Source organism: Streptomyces sp. NPDC020489 (assembly GCF_044386545.1).
GTDB lineage: Bacteria > Actinomycetota > Actinomycetes > Streptomycetales > Streptomycetaceae > Streptomyces.
In genome coordinates this window covers 468,987-488,500 of record NZ_JBIRUZ010000006.1, presented here as the reverse complement: position 1 = coordinate 488,500, position 19,514 = coordinate 468,987, and the positions used below count along the sequence as shown (strand labels likewise).

Genomic DNA, 19,514 nt, shown 5'->3' with positions numbered 1-19,514 from the left:
CTGTTCGGATGAACCGTGTGGTTTGGCGAGGAACGGCAGGGGACACCGTCTAGCTTCGTCATCGTGAAGCTGGTGGTACGGGTCAAGCTCCTGCCGACGCCCGATCAGGCGGCGGCACTTGAGATGACCCTGCGTTCCTGCAACGAGGCAGCGAACTGGCTCTCGACTGAGGCGTTCGCCCGGCAGGTGACCTCGCGCGCGGGGCTGCAGGCTCTTGCGTACGCCGACCTGCGGGCGCGGGGGCTGTCGGCGCAGCCTGCACTGCATGTGCTGCGGAAGGTCGCAGACGCCTACACCGCCTTGAAGGCGAGTGTGCGGGTGGGGAACCTGGGCAGGCCGGGCTCGAAACGGCGTGCGAGGGCCACCTCCAAGCCGATCATGTTTCGTGCGGGGGCGGCACAGCCGTTCGATGACCGCTGCCTGTCCTGGCAGATGGGCGCCACCACCGTATCGATCTGGACCACCGGCGGACGCCTGAAGAACATCGCCTTTACCGGGCATCCGGAGCAGTTGAAGCTGCTGTCCCGCTACCGACGAGGCGAGTCGGATCTGCTGAACCGGAACGGGCAGTGGTATCTGATCGCGACCTGCGAGGTCCCCGAGGCCGAGGAGAACAGCAGGCCGGGCGGGTTCGTGGGGGTGGACCTGGGGATCGTGAACATCGCCTCCACGTCCACCGGTCGGCGGCACAGCGGGCGTCACCTGAACCGCCGCCGCGAACAGGATCGAAGGCTGCGCGCGAAGCTGCAGCGCAGGGGTACGAAGTCGGCCAAGCGACGGTTGAAGAGACACGCGGGCAGAGAAGCCCGCCGGGCTCGCGACATCAACCACAAGATCAGCAAATGCATCGTGGCGGAGGCTCAACGCACCGGTCGCGGAATCGCCCTGGAAGACCTGGGTGGTATTCGCGAGCGGGCACGGCTCAAGAAGCCCCAACGCGTCACCTTGCACTCGTGGGCGTTCCACCAGCTCGGCGAGTTCATCGCATACAAGGCCAAGCGTGCCGGAGTTCCGGTGGTGTCCGTGAATCCGGCCTGCTCGAGCCGGGAATGCTCCCGCTGTCACCACATCGACAAGCGCAATCGGCTGTCACAGGCCGTGTTCGCCTGCAGGTTCTGCGGCTTCGTTGAGCACGCCGACCTCAATGCGTCCCACAACATCGCCTCTCGTGGGTGGTGGGTGTGGGTCTGCGGGGCCAGGTCAGTGGCCCCTGCTCTCACCCTTGTGTCGTGAGAGCTGGACGCGGCCGGTCTCGTCGAAGCCATCGATGCCCTGAGCTGCAAACCCCGGGACGACGGTCCGGGGTGGCTGACGTAGGCCTAGACTCGTCGGTGTGGTGAGCACCGACTGGAAGAGCGACCTCAGGCAGCGCGGCTACCGGCTGACGCCGCAGCGGCAACTCGTGCTCGAAGCCGTGGACACCCTGGAGCACGCGACCCCCGACGAGATCCTCATCGAGGTGAGGAAGACGGCGTCGGGGGTCAACATTTCCACGGTCTACCGCACCCTGGAGCTCCTGGAGGAGCTGGGGCTGGTCAGCCATGCCCATCTGGGGCACGGGGCGCCGACGTACCACCTGGCCGACCGCCACCATCACATCCACCTGGTGTGCCGCGACTGCGACAACGTCATCGAGGCGGACACCGAGGTGGCGGCGGAGTTCACCGCGAAGCTGCGCTCGACCTTCGGGTTCGAGACGGACCTGAAGCACTTCGCGATCTTCGGCCGCTGCAAGGACTGTTCTTTGAAGGCTTCAACTACCGAGTCGTAGGCTTGTGCATATGAAGAGCCCTCTGCTGTCCCTGCCCGGCGCCGTACCCGCCGAAGGCGTGGACGAAGGCGTCGCCGCCCACTACGGCGACCTGTTCCGCGAGCAGCGCACCCTCGCCGAGGGCGCCGGGTTCGTGGACCTCTCGCACCGCGGCGTCCTCGCCGTCACCGGCGAGGACCGGCTGAGCTGGCTGCATCTGCTGCTCACCCAGCATGTCGCCGAGCTGCCCACGGGCGAGGCCACCGAGGCGCTGATCCTCTCCGCCAACGGCCACATCGAGCACGCCCTGTACCTGGTCGACGACGGCACGACGGTCTGGGCCCATGTGGAGCCCGGCACCCAGGAGGCGCTGCTGGCGTACCTGGAGTCGATGAAGTTCTTCTACCGGGTCGAGGTCGCCGACCGCACCGCCGACACCGCGGTCGTCCACCTCCCGGCCGGCTCGATCGCCGAGGTCCCCGAGGGCGTCGTCGTCCGGGAGACGGCGTACGGCCGTGATCTCTTCCTGCCCCGGGCGGACCTGGAGTCCTACGCCGAGAAGGCGGGCCCTCCGGCCGGCCTCCTGGCCTACGAGGCCCTCCGCGTCGAACAGCACCGCCCCCGGCTCGGCTTCGAGACCGACCACCGCACCATCCCGCACGAGCTGGGCTGGATCGGCTCCGCGGTCCACCTCCAGAAGGGCTGCTACCGCGGCCAGGAGACGGTGGCCCGCGTCCAGAACCTGGGCAAGCCCCCGCGCCGCCTGGTCTTCCTGCACCTCGACGGCAGCGAGGTCCACCTGCCGCCGGCCGGCACCGAGATCCGCCTCGCGGACGACGGCCCCGACGGCCGCAAGGTCGGCTTCGTCACCACCTCCGTACGCCACCACGAGCTCGGCCCGGTCGCCCTCGCCCTGGTCAAGCGGAACGTCCCTGTGGACGCGCGGCTGATGGCGGACTCCACGGCCGCTGCTCAGGAAGTGGTCGTGGAGCCCTAGGCCCAGCAGGACCGGCGGCCCGCTAGATCTCCAGCAGCACCGTGAACGGGCCGTCGTTCGTCAGGGACACACGCATCTGCGCGCCGAACCTGCCGGTCGCCACCGTCGCGCCCAGCGCCCGCAGTTGGGCGACGACCTCCTCGACGAGGGGCTCGGCGACGTCGCCGGGGGCGGCGGCGTTCCAGGTGGGGCGGCGGCCCTTGCGGGCGTCGCCGTAGAGGGTGAACTGGCTGATGACGAGGAGCGGGGCGTCGATGTCGCTGCACGACTTCTCGTCGTGGAGCATGCGGACCGACCAGAGTTTGCGGGCGAGTTGGGCCGCCTTCTCCTTGGTGTCCTCGTGGGTGACGCCGACGAGGACGCACAGCCCTTCCCCGGTGATCTCCCCGACGGTCTCACCCTCGACGACGACGCTCGCGCCGTCCACTCTCTGTACCACTGCGCGCATGGACCCATCATGCCGGGCCAGATGAAGTGACCTTTCCTCGGGATTGTTTTTGCTCCTTAACCCCCCATGTGGGGCCGATCGGGGGCACTCGGTCACATAGCGGCCACTTGGGGTGGCACGATGACCACACACGCCCGGTCGAGGGGACGGTTGAGGCACATGAGCACACCGAGTACCGGACAGCAGCCCGGGGCTGCTGTCCGGCCGCCCGTGCAGCGCGCGTTGGAGCCGCGGCCGCCCGCGGGCCCGCCCGAGCGCGACCTGGCCCCGCTGAGCCTGCCCGAGCTGCGCACCCTGCGCCGGGACGCCCAGCGCGACGAGGCCGACCTCAGCTATGTCCGGCGGCTGCTCCAGGGCCGTATCGACATCCTGCGCGCGGAGTTGGCCCGTCGCTCGCCCGCCGGGGAGGGCTCGGTGGTGGAGCGCCTCTCCGAGATTCTCACCGACGCCCCGGCCCGCCAGCGCTCGTCCGCCCGTCATGTGACGCTGGGCACGCCGCACGGCGAGGAGTTCGGCCGGCTGGCCGCCGACATGCTCGCCGAGGTCGAGCTCTCCGACCTCCGGGCCCGCACCGACCTCGAGCTCCACACCGCGATGGCCCGTCTCGTGCGGTACGAACAGCAGGTCTCCCGACGCCGCCAGCGCCTCCAGCGCACCGCGGACGACTGCAGCGCGGAGATCGCGCGGCGGTACCGCGAGGGGGAGGCACAGGTGGACGACCTGCTGATGTGAGGCGATGCCTCGGGTTGCGTGGGGCAGGCGCGGCGGGCCCGTGGAAAACGCCGCGACACCCTCACCGGCGCGGGCCTACGGTGATCCCATGAGCCGACCGCGCCCCGACATCGACGTCCGTCCGATCGGCGAGGCCGAGATCCCCGAGTGGATCCGCGCCCTGAACACCGGCTTCCTGCGCAGTCCCGGGGTGTCCGAGGACGAGGTCGCGGACCGGAGCTCCTATCTCGAACCGGCGCGTACGCTCGGCGCCTTCGAGGGCGGCCGGTGCGTGGGGACGTTCCGGTCCTTCGATCAGCGGCTCACGGTCGTCGGGGGAGCCGACGTCCCCGCCGACGCCGTCACCAACGTCACCGTCACGGCCACGCACCGCCGGCGCGGCATCCTCACCCGCATGATGGCCGCGGACCTCGGTGCGGCGAAGGAGCGCGGGGACGTCGTCGCCACGCTGATCGCCGCGGAGTACCCGATCTACGGCCGCTACGGCTTCGGCCCGGCCACCACGATGACCGAGTGGACGGTGGACGTGCCGCGCGCCGGTCTCGACCCGCGCTGGGCGGGACCGGAGGACGGCGGCCGCGTCGACCTCGTGGACCGCGAGGACGTCACCAAGCTCGGCCCCGAGCTGCACGAGCGGCTGCGGCGCCGCCTGCCCGGCGCGGTCAGCCGTACCGAGCGGTGGTGGCAGATCGAGACGGGGGCCGTGCACCTGGACCGCGCCCCCTGGGTCGAGCCTTTCTACGCCGTGTACCGCTCGGCCACCGGTGAGGTGGAGGGCATGGCGGCGTACCGGTGCGACGAGGTCTGGGAGGACAAGCAGCCCGCCGAGACGGCCACGGTGCGGTGGCTGATCGCCACGACACCGGCCGCCGAGCGCGCCCTGTGGCTCCACCTCTGCTCGATCGACTGGGTCACCAAGGTGCGCAGCGGCTGGCGCGGCCCCGAGGACCTGCTTCCGCTCTTCCTCCCCGACCCGCGCGCCGCGCGGATCACCACGCAGGCGGACTGGCTGTGGGTGCGGATCCTGGACGTCGTACGGGCTCTTCAGGCGCGTACGTACGACGGGGAGGGGGCGCTGGTGCTGGAGATCACCGACCGGGCCGGGCCGGCCGGCGGGCGTTACCTGCTGGAGGCCGGGGCGGACGGGGCGTCCTGCACGGCGACCACGCGAGCGGCCGACCTCACGCTCGACGTCGGCGACCTGGCGAGGCTCTGGCTCGGTGACGAGTCCGCCGCGCGGCTGATCGCGCTCGGCCGGGTCCGGGAAGAACGAGCGGGCGCCGGCCGGATGGCCGACGCCCTGCTGCGTACGCCCGGGCGGCCTTGGTGCCCGGACATGTTCTGAGCCTCCTCGCGCCGATGTCGCGTGCTCTTGGTGTCGATCCGTAGCTGTTCAGTTGTGGCTGTGCGCGGCGGTGTTCGGTTGTCGGTGTTCAGTTGTGGCTGTGCTGACCGACCGGGCTCTCGGCTCCCCTCCGGAAGAGAGCCCGATCGGCCGACTGCGCGGACGTGGGCGGTCCGATCAGCCGGACTGGGCGAGCAGCATCACGAGGATCGCCGCTCCGATGCCGCCGACCATGGTGTTCCTCGCCTTGATGCCGACGGTGAGGAGGACGAAGGCGATGATGCCCATCGGCCCCCACTTCCACTGGACGAGCTGCTCGAACCCAATGGCAAGGGCGGCGATGGCGATGGCGAGCGGCATGACGATCCCCCCTGGACGAAGCAAGTCGAGTCGTTCGGCTTGGCGGCGCCAACCCCCTGGAATCGTGACCATGTTGGGTAAGTTGGCTACCAACTTCACTGTACTTATCTCCGTTTGGATGCGACTCATAACCACCTTCCTCTGAACTGCCCAAAGATGGCGGGAAGTTGTAGTGTTTGGTTGTGGACCCGAAACACGCCTCCGTCAATGGACGGGAGAGGTCGCAGCGGTCACACACGTCGCATCGTGAGGTGGCCGACGCGCTGCGTTCCCGGATCCGGTCCGGTGAGCTGCGGCCGGGTCAGCGCATGCCCACCCAGGCCAGGCTGGCCGACGAGTTCGGAGTGGAGCGTGGTGCCGTACGGCAGGCCCTGCGCATCCTCCAGTCCGAGCATCTGCTGACCAACGTGTCCAAGGGGAGCCCCGCGACCGTCGCCCCCGACCTCGGCAGGGCGCTGACCGGCCCCGGAGCGCCACCGCTGCCCACGATGGTGGCCCTCGCGCCGCGGATCGCCGAGGCCTTCGCGGTGCCGCACGTCGAGATCGACGCCCTCTGTCTGACCTCGGTCTCCCTCAACCTCGCCCTCGGCGAGCCGCTGCGTCGGATTCACGCCGGAGAGCTGAAACCGGCCAAGGTCGACGTCCGGGTCCTGCTGCCGAGCCGCGAGATCGACCTGGCCTTCCCCACCCCCGTGGACCCTTCCGTGGACGGCCGCCTCCAGCGTCGCTGGCTGGCCCAGCGCAACGCCCAGGGCCAGGTGCTCAAGCACAACCTGCTGGCGTTGCGCGCCACCCACGGCATCGACGTCCAGGTCACCTTCCGGGCGCTGCCCTTCACGCCCCCGGTGAAGCTGTACCTGCTCAACGACGCCGAGGCCCTCTTCGCCTACTACACCCTCTACCTGCGCGAGGAGCAGGTCGACCACGAGTTTCTTCAGATGTACGACGCCGAGGGGACCCAGTCGATGCTGTTCGCCTTCGATCAGGGGGCCGGCACGCGGGACACGACCTTCGTCGAGCAGTCCCATCTGTGGTTCAACGCCCTGTGGGAGACGATCAGTTCGCCCCTGACCTTCGCGTCGTAGCGTCGGAGCCCGTCTGGTGGCGCCGCGTCACAGCGCGGGGCGGGCGACCAGCAGGGCGAGCATGACGGCGCCGACGGAGCTGAAGGCCGGGCTCTTGGCCTTGACGCCGATGGTGAGCAGCAGCAGGGCGATGACCCCGGCGGCGCCGTACTTCCACTGGAGGGTCTGCTCGACGCCGACGACGAAGACGGCGACGAGGAGGTAGAGAGCAGCGGCCATGGTGGTTCCCCCTTCGGGCGTTGGGCGGCAAGGAGGCAGACAAGGAAGCAAAACTTCCGCCAACTTGGAGAAGTTGGCAACCATCTCAGTGTTAGATGTCCCCACTTGGCACCGAGTCTGAAACAACTTCCAGGCAACTCCCCAAAGATGGAGTGCAGTTGTAGCGTTTGGTCGTGACTCAGGAGAACGTGGCAGTGAACGGCAGCAGAAGGCTCTCGCCCCAGGAGATCTCCGACATCCTGCGGGAACGCATTCGCGTCGGAGACCTCAAGGCGGGCGACCGCCTGCCGACCCAGGCCGAACTGGCCGAGGAGTTCGGCGTCGAGCGCGGCGCCGTCCGCCAGGCGCTGCGCGCCCTCCAGGAGGACGGACTCCTCACCAACGTCAGCAAGGGAAGCCCGCCGCGGATCGCCGAACCGGCACCCGTCCGGGGCGCGCCCCAGCCGACCATGGTCGGACTCGCGCCCCGTCTGACGGAGGCGTTCACGGCGGACCACGTCCGCGTCGACGTGGTCAGCCACACCTCCGAGACCCTCATGCTCGCCCTCGGTGACTCGCTCCGCCGCATCCACGAGGGCCGGATCCGCCCCCGGTCGATCGACTTCCGCGTCCTGCTGCCCTCCCGGGACATCAACCTCGCCTTCCCGGTCCTGATCGACCGCGACACCGAGGACGACCCGGTCCACCAGCGCTGGCTGGAGATGCGCAACGCCCAGGCCCACGTCCTGAAGTACAACCTCAACGCGGTCCGCTCCACCCACGGCATCGACGTCCATGTGGCCTTCCGCGCCCTGCCGTTCACCCCGCCCGTGAAGCTGTACCTGCTCAACGGCGAGGAGGTGCTGCTCGGTTACTACATGCTCGAACGGCGCGAGGAGGAGTACGAGAGCCAGACCCTGGAGATGTACGACGTCCTGGGCTCCCGGTCCGTGCTGTTCTCCTTCCTGAAGTCGGCGGGACAACGGGACGCGGCCTTCGTCGAGGAATCCCAGAAGTGGTTCGACGCCCTCTGGGAAACCATCACGACGGACCTGACACTCTCCTAGTGACTTCTGATACGACGCAGACTGAAGCGGTGACAGCAGAACTCGAGGAACTCCGCGAACTGATCACCGGCGCCCGCGTGGTCCTGTGGGACTTCGACGGCCCGATCTGCCGCTTGTTCGCGCGTCACTCCGCCCAGGATGTCGCGGTCCGGCTGATCGACTGGCTGGAGGCGAGAGGCCTGCGCGGCCTGGTGACAGAGGACGAACGCGACACCCTCAACCCCCAGATCATCCTGGGTGCCGTCAACCGCCGGCGCCCCGACAGCGACCTCGTCGAGGCACTGGAGGAACGTCTCACCAGTGAGGAACTCCAGGCCGCGGCCTCGGCCATGCCGACTCCGCACGCCGACACCCTGATCCGCACCTGGACGGCGGTCGGTGCCCGTCTCGCCGTCACGACCAACAACTCACCTCGCGCGGCGTCGAGTTACCTGGCCGGCCGCGGCCTGGACTCCTGCTTCGCCCCGCACATCTACGGCCGCACCCAGCGCCTGGAACACCTCAAACCCCACCCCCACTGCCTCAACCGCGCCCTCACGGCGATGGGCGTGGACCCTGCGAGGGCGCTGATGATCGGCGACGCCGACTACGACTTCCTCGCCGCGCGCAGTGCCGGGGTCCCGTTCCTCGGCTACGCGCGTAACGAACGCAAGGAGAAGCTCCTGCGCGGCGCCGGGGTCAAGGTGACGGTCAGCTCCCTGGACCAGATCCGAAACGCGCTCCTGGACCAGGCCTGAGTCGTCGGAGCCACGCACACCAGGCCGCCGCGCGCCTGGTGGGATGCGGTTCGGCAACGTCTCGTCCCGTAGGGGCCGAGGAGCCGGAGCCGGTGCGCTAGGATCCCCCGCACCGCCACTGAGCAACCGCTCTGTTCTGTGCGTATGAGAGGGCGACCAGCCATCTCGAACGACTTGGCGAAGAAGCGTGGCCATTCACCCGCCAGGGCTATTCAAGCTTGACTCCGGTCGTGGTTGATAAAACCGGCATTTAGTGTTGCCCCACCTTCTGTCTCTCGCGCGATCGATCCGGAGTGGCCCGTGGGCCCATCAGCACCTCGCCCCGGTCCGCACCCGGGGGAACGCGTCAGGCATGACGCCCTCCGGGCCTTCGTGAGCCTGGCTCGACGGCAGGGCCAGGAGACCGGCGGACACCGCCACCGCGGCTATCTGCTGCCCCTGTCGGACGAGGTGGCCCCCCTGGTGGGGCGCGCGGCGGGCACGCCCGTGACCGTGCGGATCCCGCGGGTCGACGCGCTCTCCCTGGCGACCAGGACCTGGCAGGACGAGACGGCGGTCCTCCGTGCCGTCAAGGACGTGCTGCCCGGGGTCCCGGACTGCCTCGTCGCGGGCGACGGCTTCGCCCTGCACAGCCATGTCGACGGACCCTCCCTCTCCGCGCTGTGCGGCGGCGAGGGCAAGCCCGTCGACGCCCGGTACGTCGAGGCGCTGACCGGGGTGCTCGCCGACCTGACCCAGGTGCGCCGGGGAGCACTGCCGGCCCTGCCCTCCCACTGGCCCGGCAACCACTCGGACAGCCAGGGCTTTCTGCGGACGATGGCGGTCGCCGCGCACCAGCAGATCGTGCACCCCAACTGGCCCGCGTTCGGTGGGCTGTTCGCCGCCCTGGGGATCCGGTACGACGCCATGCTCCGGCTGGCGGAGCGGGTTCCGGCGATGTCCAGGCGCCCCTTCGGCCTGCTCCACGGCGACCTGCACCGGGAGAACGTGATCGTCGTTCAGGACGACGACGTCACGCGGGTCGTTCTGATCGACTGGCAACTGGCGAGCTACGGCGATCCGTTGTACGACCTCGCCAACCACGTCGTACGCACGCGCTACCCGCTCCACCAGCGGCAGGAGGTCGTCGACGCCTGGGCGGCCGCCGTGCAGCGGGTCCGTCCCCCCGCCGGCAACAACCTGCACCGGGACCTGCGGCACCACCTCGCCTTCGAGGAGGCGCGATCCGTCTTCTCCGAGGTGATGCGGGCCGCGCGGCAACTCCAGGGATCGACCGACCAGGAGACCCTGGACGAGGCGACAGGGCAGGTGCGCCGGGCGCTGGAGGCCGCGGCGCCGCCCCTCGGGCTCGGCAGTGTCCCCGACGAGCAGGAGATCGAGCGGATCCTGTTCCGGTGGCGGGCCGCCAGAGCCGGGGGGCGTGCCCTGCACGCGGAGGTCAGCGACTGGGTCCCGGACCAGCGGTTCCCCGAGCACACCGCCTTTCCCCGCCGGGCCGTGGACGCGGCGCTGCGCGCGGAGGGGGCGGCGCCGGCCGGGCGGGTCTTCAAGGGCACCGGTCACCTGAACACGGTGGTGCGCGTGCCCGGCGTCGACTTTCCCGTCGTGGTGCGGCGCAAGGTGGCGAACGTCCGCAGGCGTGAGCGCGGCTTCCTCAGCGAGCACGCCGTCCTGCGTGCCATCGAGGAGTCCGGGGCCGCCGTGCGGGCGCCGAGGTTCCTGGCGCTGGGGACGAGCTACCGAGAGGAACCTTTCGCCGTTCACACCTACGTGGGTCCGCCCGACATGGACCAGCCGCCCAGCCATCCCGTGCGGGGACTGCTGCCGCACGAGGCGGACGGCCTCGTCGACCAGCTCCTCGCCCTGACCGAGGTGGGCTACGAACGGCTCGACCCGGCGGCGGGCGTGGGGTGCTTCTACACCTGGCTCAGCGAGCAACTCGTCCAGCTGGTCGCCGAGTTGCCGAGGGGATCCCAGCAGGTGGCCCGGCTCCTGGGGCTGCCCGACGCTCTCCGGCTCAAGGAGATCCTGGCCCGGCACCAGGTGACGCGGCGCAGGCCCGGCCTGCTGCACGGCGACCTGAACCCGTGGAATCTCGTGCGCCGCTCCGACCGGAAGGCCCCCCTGACCATCATCGACTGGGAGATGGCCGTCGTCGGCGACCCGCTGTACGACCTGGTCCGGCACATGCATCTCACGCCGACGCGGCCGGAGATCCGTGAGCGCATGTTCGGCCGCTGGGAGCGTCTGCTGCCCGCCGAGCACACCGCCGACTGGCGCCGCGACTGGGGCGTCTACCGCTGGATCGAGATCGTGCGCTCCGCCTACGTGGACCTGGACCGCCTGGTGACGGGCGCGAGTCTGGACGCTCCCAACGTCCGCCGCGCCGTGGACTCCTACGCGATGACCCTGGCGGCCGCGACCGCCTCCCTCGGGCTGCCCGTACGGTCGACGCCGGACCTCGCCAGGGCTTTCGCGTAGTCCGTCCGCTCCGGTGGGCGCCGGCTCCTAGCCGTCCGTCTGGCGGACCCGGGACCGCGGCTCACCTCGTACCCTCACCCCATGACCAGCCCCGGCCTGAGAGAACGCAAGAAGCGGCGGACCTACGAGACCGTCTCCGAGATCGCCATCCGGCTCTTCCTGGAGAAGGGCTACGACGCGGTGTCCGTCGCGGAGATCGCCGCCGCCGCGGAGATCTCGAAGCCGACGCTCTTCCGGTACTTCCCGGCGAAGGAGGACCTCGTCCTGCACCGGATCGCCGATCACGAGGACGAGGCCGCCCGGGTGGTGCGGGAGGCCCCGCGGGAGGCGCCGCTGGTCGCGCTGCGGCGGGACTTCGTCGCGGCGATCGAGCGGGGGGACCCGATCACCGGGGTCAGCGACCATCCGGCCGTGCTGGCCTTCTACGACCTGCTCTACGGCACCCCCGCCCTGGTCGCCCGGATGTACACGCACCTGGAGCGGTCGGAGGCCGCGCTCGCCGACGCGCTCGGCGGTGATCTGGACGCGCGGCTGGCCGCGGGCCAGATCGTGGCGGTGCGGCGGGTGCTGGCCCAGGAGAACTGGCGGCGGATCACCGGCGGCGAGGACGTGGACGTCGTCCGGGCGGAGGCCGTGGTCGCGGCCGGGCGGGCCTTCGACCTGCTGGAGGGCGGGCTGCCGCAGCCGGCCCGCACGGACGAGCCTCGGTAAGAAATGTAACTCGGTAACGTTATGCGGGTACCCTTCACTCCATGACGTCACCCCGCCCCCACGACCTCCACCACGCCCTCCGCCTCGAACGCGCCCACCACGACACCTGCCGTGCCGCCCTCGCCGCCATGGTCGAGGGCGCCCAGGAGCACGTCGTCACCGGTGAGGACGTCTCCGCCTCCGGGGCCGACGCCGAAGTGCTCGGGTACCGGTTGCGCAGCCGGGCCAAGGAGATGCGGGAGTTGCCCGAGGGCCCGCTGTTCTTCGGCCGGCTGGACTCGGCGGTGGACGGACGGCGGCTGTACATCGGGCGGCTGCGGATCAGCGAGCAGCCCGCCGCCCCGCCCCTCGTCGTCGACTGGCGGGCACCCGTCTCCCGCGCCTTCTACCAGGCCGGCGCCCGCGACCCGCAGGGCGTCGCCGTGCGTCGGCGGTTCGGGTGGGCGCCGGGCAGCAAGGGGGACTCCGCCGACCTCACCGGGCTGGAGGACGAGCACCTCATGGAGGGCGAGGACCGGGCCAGCGGCATCGTGCTGCGCGAGATCGAGCGGCCCCGCCTCGGACCGATGCGGGACATCGCCGCGACCATCCAGCCCGAGCAGGACGACCTCGTACGAGGTGAGCTGCGGATGTCCTTGTGCGTGCAGGGCGCCCCGGGCACCGGCAAGACCGCTGTCGGACTGCACCGGGCCGCCTACCTGCTCTACACCCACCCCCAGCGCATCCGCCGCGGCGGCATGCTGATCCTCGGCCCCAACCGCACGTTCCTGACGTACATCTCGCAGGTGCTGCCCGCCCTCGGCGAGACCGGCGTACGGCAGTCGACGCTCCAGGAGGAGATCGCGCTCCACCCGGTCCAGGGGCGGGACGAGGAGCGGGCCGCCGCCGTCAAGCACGACGTGCGGATGGCCGAGGTGCTGCGGCGGGCGCTGTACGCGCGCGTGTCCGCCGACGGGGTGGAGGCGCTGGCGATCCCCGACGGGACGTACCGATGGCGGGTGCCGGCCGACGAGCTGGTGCGGATCGTGGCGGGGGTGCGGGCCGAGGAGCCGCCGTACGGGATCGGGCGGGAGCGGGTACGGGCGCGGGTGGTGGCCTGCGTACGGGCGCAGGCCGAACGCCGGGAGGGGCCGGTGCCGCACTCCTGGGTGCGGCGCATCGAGCGGGCGCGGGCGGTCGGCGCCTTCCTCGACGCCGTGTGGCCCCGCGTGCGGCCCGAGGAGGTGGTCACCGAACTCCTCACCGAGCCCGCGGTGTTGGAGCGGTTCGCCCAGGGGGTGCTCACCGCCGACGAGCGGAAGACGCTGCTGTGGGCCAGGCCGCCGCGGTCGTGGCGGTCGGCGCGCTGGTCGGCCGCCGACCTCGTGCTCCTCGACGAGGTCGCCGGGCTGATCGAGCATCCCGAGGGGTACGGCCATGTCGTCGTCGACGAGGCGCAGGACCTCTCCCCGATGGAGTGCCGGGCCATCGCCCGGCGGGCGGCCTTCGGTTCGCTGACCGTGCTGGGCGACCTGGCGCAGGGCACCACCCCGTGGGCCGCGCGCACCTGGGCCGCCCAGCTCACGCACCTCGGCCGGCCCGAGGCCGCCGTCATCCCGCTGACCACCGGGTTCCGGGTGCCCGAGGCCGTCGTGGGCCTGGCCAACCGGCTGCTGGAGCGGCTGGACGTGGACGTGCCGGCCGCGCGGTCGCTGCGCCGGGACGGCGAGCTGCGGATCCGGGACGCCGGCGGCGACCTGCCCGGCGCGGTCGTGGCCGCCGTGCGCGACGCCCTCGCGCGGGAGGGTTCGGTGGGTGTGATCGCCGCCGACGCGGATCTGCCCCGGGTCCGCGAGGCGCTGGACGCCGCCGGGCTGAGGTTGGCCGGCCCCGACGACCTCGGCGCCCGCCTGACCCTCGTGCCGGCGACGCTGGTCAAGGGGCTCGAGTACGACCATGTCGTCGCCGTCGAGCCCGCGGCGATCGCCGAGGCGGAGGAGCGGGGGCTGCACCGGCTGTACGTGGTGCTGACGCGGGCGGTGTCGGGGCTGGAGGTGGTGCACGCGCGCGAGCTGCCGTTCTGAGCGCGTCCCGCCGCCCCCGTGGTCAGTCGGTCCAGCGGTCGAGCAGGGGGACCACCTGCTCCTCCCCGTACGTCAGATGAGCCTCCAGCTCGGACGCGATCCGCTCGAACTCGGCGCGCGCCTCGGCGGGCCCGGCGGCCGTCCACACCGCCTGCTTCAGCTCGTCCGCCAGCGTGGCGATCCGCTGCTGCCCCCCGTCCGGCCGTGCCGGCGCGGGGGCGGCCACGGGGTGCCGGTCGGCGAGACGGGGGAACAGGCCGGTGTCCTGGCCGGTGTGCTGGTGCAGGCACTGGCAGAAGGTGAGGCAGTTGACGCGGAGCTGGGCGCCCAGGGTCGGGCCGGTGCTCCTCGCCATCTCCGCGCGGATCAGGGCGAGTTCATGGCGGAGATCGTCGTGGACGCGCCTGATCGCCTCGCCCGTGGAACCGGCCCGGGTGTCCGGGGGTGCCGCGCTCTCGTACAGGGCGACCACGGGCAGGGTCCGGTCCCCGGCCTTCTCCTGGTACCGCGCCCAGCCGGGGTCCGCCTCCACGGCCCGCGCGAAGGAGCGGTCGCGCTCCTCGCCCGCCAGGGGGACGGCGTGCGCCTCGTAGGTGAACGGGCCTCTCTCCACGGTCACTTGGGGTTGCGCGAGGAGGTTGAGGTACCAGTCCGGATGTCTGGGGGAGCCGCCCGCCGAGGCGATGACCAGGACCCGGTCGCCGCCGTCGGGGAGGTAGCCGAGCGCAGTGGTGTGCCGGGTGCCGGTGCGGGCGCCGGTGGTGGTCAGCAGAAGCAGCCGGGCACCCTCGAACGGGCCGCCGACGCGACCGTTGCGGGCACGGAACTCGTCGATGACCGTGTGGTCGAGGTGGTCGGTCATTCTCTTCTCTCTCGTCCTTCTCTTCGTCGCGTACGTCGGTGAGGGCGAAGGCGAGGAGAAAGCGGCGGGCCTCTGACCCGCGCGGGCCTCACGCGGAGGCCCGGCACCCGACCGTCGCGCGGCGCGTGGCCGCGAACCCGGCAGTCATGGGAGGGACGGTAGCCCCGTGCTCGTGCGGGGCGCCACCGAATATCGGCGGGTGCGCGGGGCCGGCCGCGGTGCATGCTGGCCGACGATGATTCTCTTCCTCGACATCGACGGGACGATCCTGCCGTTCGGGTCCTCGCGCCCGTATCCGCGCCACGAGGGTCCGGTGACGACGCACCACCCCCTCCTCGACCGCGTCGACCCCGCGCTGGGGGCGCGGCTCACGGCACTGCGCTGCGAACTCGTATGGGCCACGACCTGGCCGGCCGAGGACGCCAACGGCCTCCTCGCGCCCTGGCTCGGACTGCCCCCGCTCCCCGCCGTGGACTGGCCGGACCGGCCCGACGGACCAGAGGGCGGACCGCACTGGAAGACGCGGCCCCTCGTCGACCGCGCGGCGGGCCGGCCCTTCGTGTGGGTCGACGACGAGATCGGCGCCGCCGACCGGACGTGGGTGGAGGCCCACCACCGGGCACCGGCCCTGCTGCACCGCGTCGATCACCGCCGCGGGATCACCGACGCGGATGTCGAGGCCGTGGCGCGGTGGCTGCGGACATAGAGCGGGGTCAGGTCTTCTGCCCGGCCTCCCGTGCCGCGTCCTCCAGGCGGTTCCGGTAGGCCTGCCACCAGGCCGGGTCGTGCGAGGCCATGCTGTCGTTGCCGTCGTTCATGCCGACGGCTCCGTCCAGGAGTTCACGGAGGATGTCGGCGTGTCCGGCGTGCCGGTGGGTGTCGGCTATGACCCGGACCAGGGCGTGATGCAGCGTCACCTCGTCCTTGCCGTCCGGCCACCACGGCACATGGCCGAGCGTCTCCAGGGGCAGCGCGGCGAGCGTCGCGTCCGCGTGCGCCCAGGCCCTGCGGTACAGGCCCACGATGTCCTCGCGGGACTCCTCGGCGGTGGCCCACATATCACCGTTGGGCTCGGCCCCGGCCTCCAGCCAGGGAAGCCGCTCGCCCGACGGACGCCCGAAGGTGTCCCCGAGATACCCCAACTCCACCCCCGCCGCATGCTTCACCAGCCCCAGCAGATTGGTCCCGGTCGGCGTCAGCGGACGCCGCACGTCGTACTCCGAGAGCCCGTCCAACTTCCACACCAGCGCGTCACGCGCGGACCGGAGATAGTGACGGAGGACGTCCTTGGGTTCGATTTCTGCCATGGGGCCAGTCTGGGGGGCGGGGGACCCACGGGCACGGCAATTGCGGAGCCGCCCGGTCACCCGGCGTCCCCCGAAAGCGTGGTGTGGAGCACTTTTGCAAGCGGACGCTTGCAAAAGTTAGCAAGGGTCGGGCACAGTGGGGGCATGGCATCGCTCAACGTCGGCAATCTCGGTGAGTACCTGCGCGAGCAGCGGCGGAACGCTCAGCTCTCGCTCAGGCAGCTCGCCGACGCCGCCGGGGTGTCCAATCCGTATCTGAGCCAGATCGAGCGCGGGCTGCGCAAGCCGAGCGCGGAGGTGTTGCAGCAGGTCGCCAAGGCGCTGCGGATCTCCGCGGAGACGCTGTACGTCCGCGCCGGCATCCTCGACGCCGAGCGTGACCGGGACGAGGTGGAGACGCGCGCCGTCATCATCGCCGACCCCACGCTCAACGAGCGGCAGAAGCAGGTGCTGCTCCAGATCTACGAGTCCTTCCGCAAGGAGAACGGGTTCGGGATCGACGCGCAGGACACCCCGGAGCCCGAGACCCCCGCCGCCGACGTGCCGGGCGACGACGCCCAGGGCGGCACCGGCAAGCGCCGTACCCGCAAGAAGACCACGGCACCCCGCACGGCCGACGGCGGCGACGCCGACCCGCGGCAGACGGCCGGTTGACACGGCACCGGCTGACCGCGGGATACAAAACCCTCAAGCGAAAGCGACCCGGGAGGACCACCACCATGGCCATCACCGACGACATCCGCAAGGCCGTCACCGACCCGACGCCCCTCTACTTCCTGGCCGGCGCCGGAGACCTGGCCCTGCAGGAGGCCAAGAAGGTGCCCGCCATCGTCGAGCAGCTGCGCGCCGAGGCCCCGGCCCGGATCGAGGCCGTGCGCGGCACCGACCCCAAGGCCGTGCAGGAGAAGGCCGCCGCCCGCGCCAAGGAGGCCGGTGCCAAGGCCAAGGAGGCCCAGGAGTCCCTCCAGGCCAAGGTCGGCGAGTTCATCGCGAGCCTCGACGGCGACATCAAGAAGCTCGGCTCGACCCTCGACGCCGACCTGAAGAAGATCGGCGAGAACGCCCAGGACCTCGCCCTGCGCGGTGTCGGCGTCGCCGCCGAGTACGCCGTGAAGGCCCGCGAGACCTACGAGAAGGTCGCCGAGCACGGCGAGCAGGCCGTGCGCACCTGGCGTGGCGAGGCCGCCGAGGAGATCGAGGAGCTCGCCATCGCGGTGGAGCCGAACGCCCGGCCGGTCGAGGTCAAGGACGAGCCGAAGCCCGCCGCGGCCACGCCCGCCCCGGCGCCTGTGACCACCCCCGCCGCCGCGACCGCCGCTGCCGCGAAGAAGACCCCCGCCGCCCCCGCCCGCAAGGCCCCGGCGAAGAAGACCACCGCCAAGAAGACGACGCCGCCCGCCAAGTAAGCGAGACCCGCGGCACTTCTGGGACGGGCCGGGCACCCCTGGGGTGCCCGGCCCGTTCTCCGGGTACGGTGACCGCGTAACGACGAGCCGAGTCAGGTGGTGGACGCTGTGCTGATGCAGGGGTTCGCGGGGTTGATGTGGATTCTCTACCTCGCGATGCTGGGATTCGCGGTCGTGGCCTTCGTGATGGCCGCCGTGTTCCGTGAGGACGCGTACCGGGCCGCCAGCAAGCAGAACAAGGGGTTCTGGCTGATCATCCTCGGCGTCGCGGTCGCGGTGAACCTGCTGGTGCCGATGCTCTTCCTCCAGCTCGCGGGCCTGGTCGCCTCGATCGTCTTCCTCGTGGACGTCCGCCCCGCCCTGCGCCAGGTCTCCGGCGGCCGGGGCCGCGGTGGCAGCAGCAGCGACGGCCCGTACGGCCCCTGGAACGGCGGCCGTTAGACGCGAGGGCGGCCCGTGACGGGCTGCCTCACGCCGTCCGGTCCAGCAGCAGCACCGCCACGTCGTCCGTCAGCTCGCCGCCGTTCAGCTCCCGCACCTCGCTGACGGCCGCCCGCAGCAGCGCCTCGCCGGCCAGCCCCTCGGCGAGCTGCCTGCGGACCATGGACACCATGCCGTCCTGACCGAGCCGCTCCCCGCCGACCCCGACCCGGCCCTCGATCAGACCGTCGGTGTAGAGCATCAGGCTCCACTCGCGCCCCAGCTCCACCTGCGTCCGCGGCCACCGCGCACCGGGCAGCAGCCCGAGCGCGGGGCCGTTGTTGTCGTACGGCAGCAGCTGGGCCGGCCGTCCGGGGCGGGCGACCAGCGGCGAGGGGTGCCCGGCCAGGCACAGGCCCGCCCGCCGCCCGTCCGGCGCGATGTCGACCGTGCACAGCGTCGCGAAGATCTCGTCGTCGGACCGCTCGTGCTCCAGGACCTGCTGCAAGGTGCCGAGCAGCTGGTCCCCGCACAGTCCCGCGAGCGTGAGGGCCCGCCAGGCGATCCGCAGCTCGACGCCGAGCGCCGCCTCGTCGGGGCCGTGCCCGCAGACGTCGCCGATCATGGCGTGGACCGTGCCGTCGGGGGTGCGGACGACGTCGTAGAAGTCGCCGCCGAGCAGCGCGCGTGAGCGGCCCGGGCGGTAGCGCGCGGCGAACCGCAGCGAGGAGCCCTCGAGCAGCGGCGTGGGCAGCAGCCCGCGCTCCAGGCGCCGGTTCTCCTGCGCCCGCACCCGGCCCTCGGCCAGTCGCCGCTCGGCCGTGTCGGAGCGCTTCCGCTCCACGGCGTACCGGATCGCGCGGCTCAGCAGCCGGCTGTCCAGCTCGTCCCGGAAGAGGTAGTCCTGGGCGCCCACCCGGACCGCTTCGGCGCCGCGCTCGGCGTCGCCGGAGGCGGTGAGGACGAGGACCGCGTGCCGGGGCGCGAGCTCCAGCACGTGCTTGAGCACGGCGAGCTCGTCGTCGGCGGGGCCGCGCGTGGGGGCGGGCAGGGCGAGGTCCAGCAGGATGCAGTGGACGTCGTCGGTGAGCAGCCGCTCGGCCTCGGTGAGGTTGCGGGCGGTACGGACACGGATCGGGTTGCCGGCGGCGTCGAGGAGCTCGGGCACGACCGTGGAGCCGCCCGGATCGTCCTCGATCACCAGCAGCGTCAGCTGGGTGCCGTTGTGCTTCTCGGCCGTGCCGTCCGTGCGTGGGGCCTCTTCCCTGGAAGGGCCGCCAGGTGCGGGTGCGGCCGGCGCCTGACCACTTTCCACGGCCGGGATCGCTCTCTGCCGCGGTACGGGTACGGGCATCGTCTTGGGTTCCTTCCCTCCCCCCGAGGGCATGGCGGGGCGAGGGACCTCGACCCACCGACGGGGACCATAGCGGTACTCGGCGCCGCAACGGAATGGTGTACGGCACCCGTCTCGGCACGGGGCCACTGTCATATGCCGCGTTTTCCACCGCAGTTGGACACCCCGCCCGAGGTGCGGGAATGACGAAC

General features: G+C 71.5%; 21 protein-coding genes. 15 read left to right on the top strand and 6 right to left on the bottom strand.

What is annotated here, in order from left to right:
* Positions 1 to 63 precede the first annotated feature (63 nt).
* The 3 genes from ACH41F_RS19365 (at position 64) to ACH41F_RS19355 (ending at position 2,747) form a co-directional block, all read left to right on the top strand.
* Entirely contained in the window at positions 64 to 1,233 is a 1,170-nt protein-coding gene (locus tag ACH41F_RS19365; RefSeq protein ID WP_398836701.1) for an RNA-guided endonuclease InsQ/TnpB family protein, read from the top strand.
* A gap of 100 nt (positions 1,234 to 1,333) precedes the next feature.
* Entirely contained in the window at positions 1,334 to 1,771 is a 438-nt protein-coding gene (locus tag ACH41F_RS19360) for a transcriptional repressor (protein ID WP_391234056.1), read from the top strand.
* Positions 1,772 to 1,781: 10 nt separating this feature from the next.
* On the top strand, positions 1,782 to 2,747 hold the full coding sequence (locus tag ACH41F_RS19355) for a YgfZ/GcvT domain-containing protein (RefSeq protein ID WP_391234057.1): 966 nt from the start codon (positions 1,782 to 1,784) through the stop codon (positions 2,745 to 2,747).
* A 22-nt stretch (positions 2,748 to 2,769) separates the two neighbouring features.
* Here ACH41F_RS19355 and dtd read toward each other — a convergent pair whose 3' ends face one another.
* A complete protein-coding gene (dtd, locus tag ACH41F_RS19350) occupies positions 2,770 to 3,195 on the bottom strand; it encodes a D-aminoacyl-tRNA deacylase (RefSeq protein ID WP_391234058.1) in 426 nt (141 codons plus the stop codon).
* Positions 3,196 to 3,354: 159 nt separating this feature from the next.
* On the opposite strand from dtd, the gene ACH41F_RS19345 reads away from it, so the two are divergent.
* Positions 3,355 to 3,927, top strand: coding sequence for an aerial mycelium formation protein (locus ACH41F_RS19345; RefSeq protein ID WP_391234059.1), 573 nt, complete (start codon positions 3,355 to 3,357; stop codon positions 3,925 to 3,927).
* Between the two features lie 88 nt (positions 3,928 to 4,015).
* Positions 4,016 to 5,272 carry a GNAT family N-acetyltransferase gene (locus ACH41F_RS19340; protein ID WP_398836699.1) on the top strand — a complete coding sequence of 419 codons (1,257 nt, stop codon included), beginning with the start codon at positions 4,016 to 4,018 and terminating at the stop codon, positions 5,270 to 5,272.
* A 177-nt stretch (positions 5,273 to 5,449) separates the two neighbouring features.
* Here the strand turns inward: ACH41F_RS19340 and ACH41F_RS19335 are convergent, their stop codons facing one another.
* Complete coding sequence (locus ACH41F_RS19335) at positions 5,450 to 5,632, bottom strand: hypothetical protein (protein WP_398836697.1); 183 nt, start codon at positions 5,630 to 5,632, stop codon at positions 5,450 to 5,452.
* 176 nt (positions 5,633 to 5,808) lie between these two features.
* Between ACH41F_RS19335 and ACH41F_RS19330 the strand changes: the two genes are divergently transcribed.
* On the top strand, positions 5,809 to 6,717 hold the full coding sequence (locus ACH41F_RS19330; RefSeq protein ID WP_398836695.1) for a winged helix-turn-helix domain-containing protein: 909 nt from the start codon (positions 5,809 to 5,811) through the stop codon (positions 6,715 to 6,717).
* A 27-nt stretch (positions 6,718 to 6,744) separates the two neighbouring features.
* Here ACH41F_RS19330 and ACH41F_RS19325 read toward each other — a convergent pair whose 3' ends face one another.
* Positions 6,745 to 6,936: a hypothetical protein gene (locus ACH41F_RS19325; protein WP_391234063.1), complete on the bottom strand. Its 192-nt coding sequence runs from the start codon at positions 6,934 to 6,936 to the stop codon at positions 6,745 to 6,747.
* Positions 6,937 to 7,103: 167 nt separating this feature from the next.
* Between ACH41F_RS19325 and ACH41F_RS19320 the strand changes: the two genes are divergently transcribed.
* From ACH41F_RS19320 to ACH41F_RS19300, 5 genes are all read left to right on the top strand, one after another.
* Entirely contained in the window at positions 7,104 to 7,982 is an 879-nt protein-coding gene (locus tag ACH41F_RS19320) for a GntR family transcriptional regulator (RefSeq protein ID WP_391234064.1), read from the top strand.
* Entirely contained in the window at positions 7,982 to 8,719 is a 738-nt protein-coding gene (locus tag ACH41F_RS19315) for an HAD family hydrolase (RefSeq protein WP_398836693.1), read from the top strand. The genes ACH41F_RS19320 and ACH41F_RS19315 overlap by 1 nt, the downstream gene beginning before the upstream one ends.
* A gap of 372 nt (positions 8,720 to 9,091) precedes the next feature.
* Positions 9,092 to 11,200: a phosphotransferase family protein gene (locus ACH41F_RS19310; RefSeq protein WP_398836691.1), complete on the top strand. Its 2,109-nt coding sequence runs from the start codon at positions 9,092 to 9,094 to the stop codon at positions 11,198 to 11,200.
* Between the two features lie 81 nt (positions 11,201 to 11,281).
* On the top strand, positions 11,282 to 11,911 hold the full coding sequence (locus ACH41F_RS19305; protein ID WP_391234067.1) for a TetR family transcriptional regulator: 630 nt from the start codon (positions 11,282 to 11,284) through the stop codon (positions 11,909 to 11,911).
* A gap of 41 nt (positions 11,912 to 11,952) precedes the next feature.
* Positions 11,953 to 13,974, top strand: a complete 2,022-nt coding sequence (locus ACH41F_RS19300; RefSeq protein WP_398836689.1) for a HelD family protein — start codon at positions 11,953 to 11,955, stop codon at positions 13,972 to 13,974.
* A gap of 22 nt (positions 13,975 to 13,996) precedes the next feature.
* Here ACH41F_RS19300 and ACH41F_RS19295 read toward each other — a convergent pair whose 3' ends face one another.
* On the bottom strand, positions 13,997 to 14,836 hold the full coding sequence (locus ACH41F_RS19295; protein ID WP_391234069.1) for a nitroreductase/quinone reductase family protein: 840 nt from the start codon (positions 14,834 to 14,836) through the stop codon (positions 13,997 to 13,999).
* Between the two features lie 235 nt (positions 14,837 to 15,071).
* Here ACH41F_RS19295 and ACH41F_RS19290 point away from each other — a divergent pair, with 235 nt between their 5' ends.
* Positions 15,072 to 15,542, top strand: a complete 471-nt coding sequence (locus ACH41F_RS19290; protein WP_391234070.1) for an HAD domain-containing protein — start codon at positions 15,072 to 15,074, stop codon at positions 15,540 to 15,542.
* A 7-nt stretch (positions 15,543 to 15,549) separates the two neighbouring features.
* Here ACH41F_RS19290 and ACH41F_RS19285 read toward each other — a convergent pair whose 3' ends face one another.
* On the bottom strand, positions 15,550 to 16,143 hold the full coding sequence (locus ACH41F_RS19285) for a DUF664 domain-containing protein (protein WP_391234071.1): 594 nt from the start codon (positions 16,141 to 16,143) through the stop codon (positions 15,550 to 15,552).
* A gap of 144 nt (positions 16,144 to 16,287) precedes the next feature.
* Here ACH41F_RS19285 and ACH41F_RS19280 point away from each other — a divergent pair, with 144 nt between their 5' ends.
* The 3 genes from ACH41F_RS19280 (at position 16,288) to ACH41F_RS19270 (ending at position 17,990) form a co-directional block, all read left to right on the top strand.
* On the top strand, positions 16,288 to 16,797 hold the full coding sequence (locus ACH41F_RS19280) for a helix-turn-helix domain-containing protein (RefSeq protein WP_391234072.1): 510 nt from the start codon (positions 16,288 to 16,290) through the stop codon (positions 16,795 to 16,797).
* A 65-nt stretch (positions 16,798 to 16,862) separates the two neighbouring features.
* The gene (locus ACH41F_RS19275; RefSeq protein ID WP_391234073.1) at positions 16,863 to 17,549 is read left to right on the top strand and encodes a hypothetical protein; all 687 of its coding nucleotides are present in this window, start codon (positions 16,863 to 16,865) and stop codon (positions 17,547 to 17,549) included.
* 114 nt (positions 17,550 to 17,663) lie between these two features.
* A complete protein-coding gene (locus tag ACH41F_RS19270; protein WP_391234074.1) occupies positions 17,664 to 17,990 on the top strand; it encodes a DUF2516 family protein in 327 nt (108 codons plus the stop codon).
* Positions 17,991 to 18,018: 28 nt separating this feature from the next.
* Here ACH41F_RS19270 and ACH41F_RS19265 read toward each other — a convergent pair whose 3' ends face one another.
* Positions 18,019 to 19,323: a SpoIIE family protein phosphatase gene (locus ACH41F_RS19265; RefSeq protein ID WP_391234075.1), complete on the bottom strand. Its 1,305-nt coding sequence runs from the start codon at positions 19,321 to 19,323 to the stop codon at positions 18,019 to 18,021.
* Positions 19,324 to 19,514 lie beyond the last annotated feature (191 nt).

Coding starts and splice junctions, on each gene's coding strand:
- ACH41F_RS19355 (WP_391234057.1), top strand. CDS start 1,782: ATGAAGAGCCCTCTGCTGTCCCTGCCCGGCGCCGTACCCGCCGAAGGC.
- dtd (WP_391234058.1), bottom strand. CDS start 3,195: ATGCGCGCAGTGGTACAGAGAGTGGACGGCGCGAGCGTCGTCGTCGAG.
- ACH41F_RS19345 (WP_391234059.1), top strand. CDS start 3,355: ATGAGCACACCGAGTACCGGACAGCAGCCCGGGGCTGCTGTCCGGCCG.
- ACH41F_RS19340 (WP_398836699.1), top strand. CDS start 4,016: ATGAGCCGACCGCGCCCCGACATCGACGTCCGTCCGATCGGCGAGGCC.
- ACH41F_RS19335 (WP_398836697.1), bottom strand. CDS start 5,632: ATGCCGCTCGCCATCGCCATCGCCGCCCTTGCCATTGGGTTCGAGCAG.
- ACH41F_RS19325 (WP_391234063.1), bottom strand. CDS start 6,936: ATGGCCGCTGCTCTCTACCTCCTCGTCGCCGTCTTCGTCGTCGGCGTC.
- ACH41F_RS19305 (WP_391234067.1), top strand. CDS start 11,282: ATGACCAGCCCCGGCCTGAGAGAACGCAAGAAGCGGCGGACCTACGAG.
- ACH41F_RS19300 (WP_398836689.1), top strand. CDS start 11,953: ATGACGTCACCCCGCCCCCACGACCTCCACCACGCCCTCCGCCTCGAA.
- ACH41F_RS19295 (WP_391234069.1), bottom strand. CDS start 14,836: ATGACCGACCACCTCGACCACACGGTCATCGACGAGTTCCGTGCCCGC.
- ACH41F_RS19290 (WP_391234070.1), top strand. CDS start 15,072: ATGATTCTCTTCCTCGACATCGACGGGACGATCCTGCCGTTCGGGTCC.
- ACH41F_RS19285 (WP_391234071.1), bottom strand. CDS start 16,143: ATGGCAGAAATCGAACCCAAGGACGTCCTCCGTCACTATCTCCGGTCC.
- ACH41F_RS19280 (WP_391234072.1), top strand. CDS start 16,288: ATGGCATCGCTCAACGTCGGCAATCTCGGTGAGTACCTGCGCGAGCAG.
- ACH41F_RS19275 (WP_391234073.1), top strand. CDS start 16,863: ATGGCCATCACCGACGACATCCGCAAGGCCGTCACCGACCCGACGCCC.
- ACH41F_RS19270 (WP_391234074.1), top strand. CDS start 17,664: ATGCAGGGGTTCGCGGGGTTGATGTGGATTCTCTACCTCGCGATGCTG.
- ACH41F_RS19265 (WP_391234075.1), bottom strand. CDS start 19,323: ATGCCCGTACCCGTACCGCGGCAGAGAGCGATCCCGGCCGTGGAAAGT.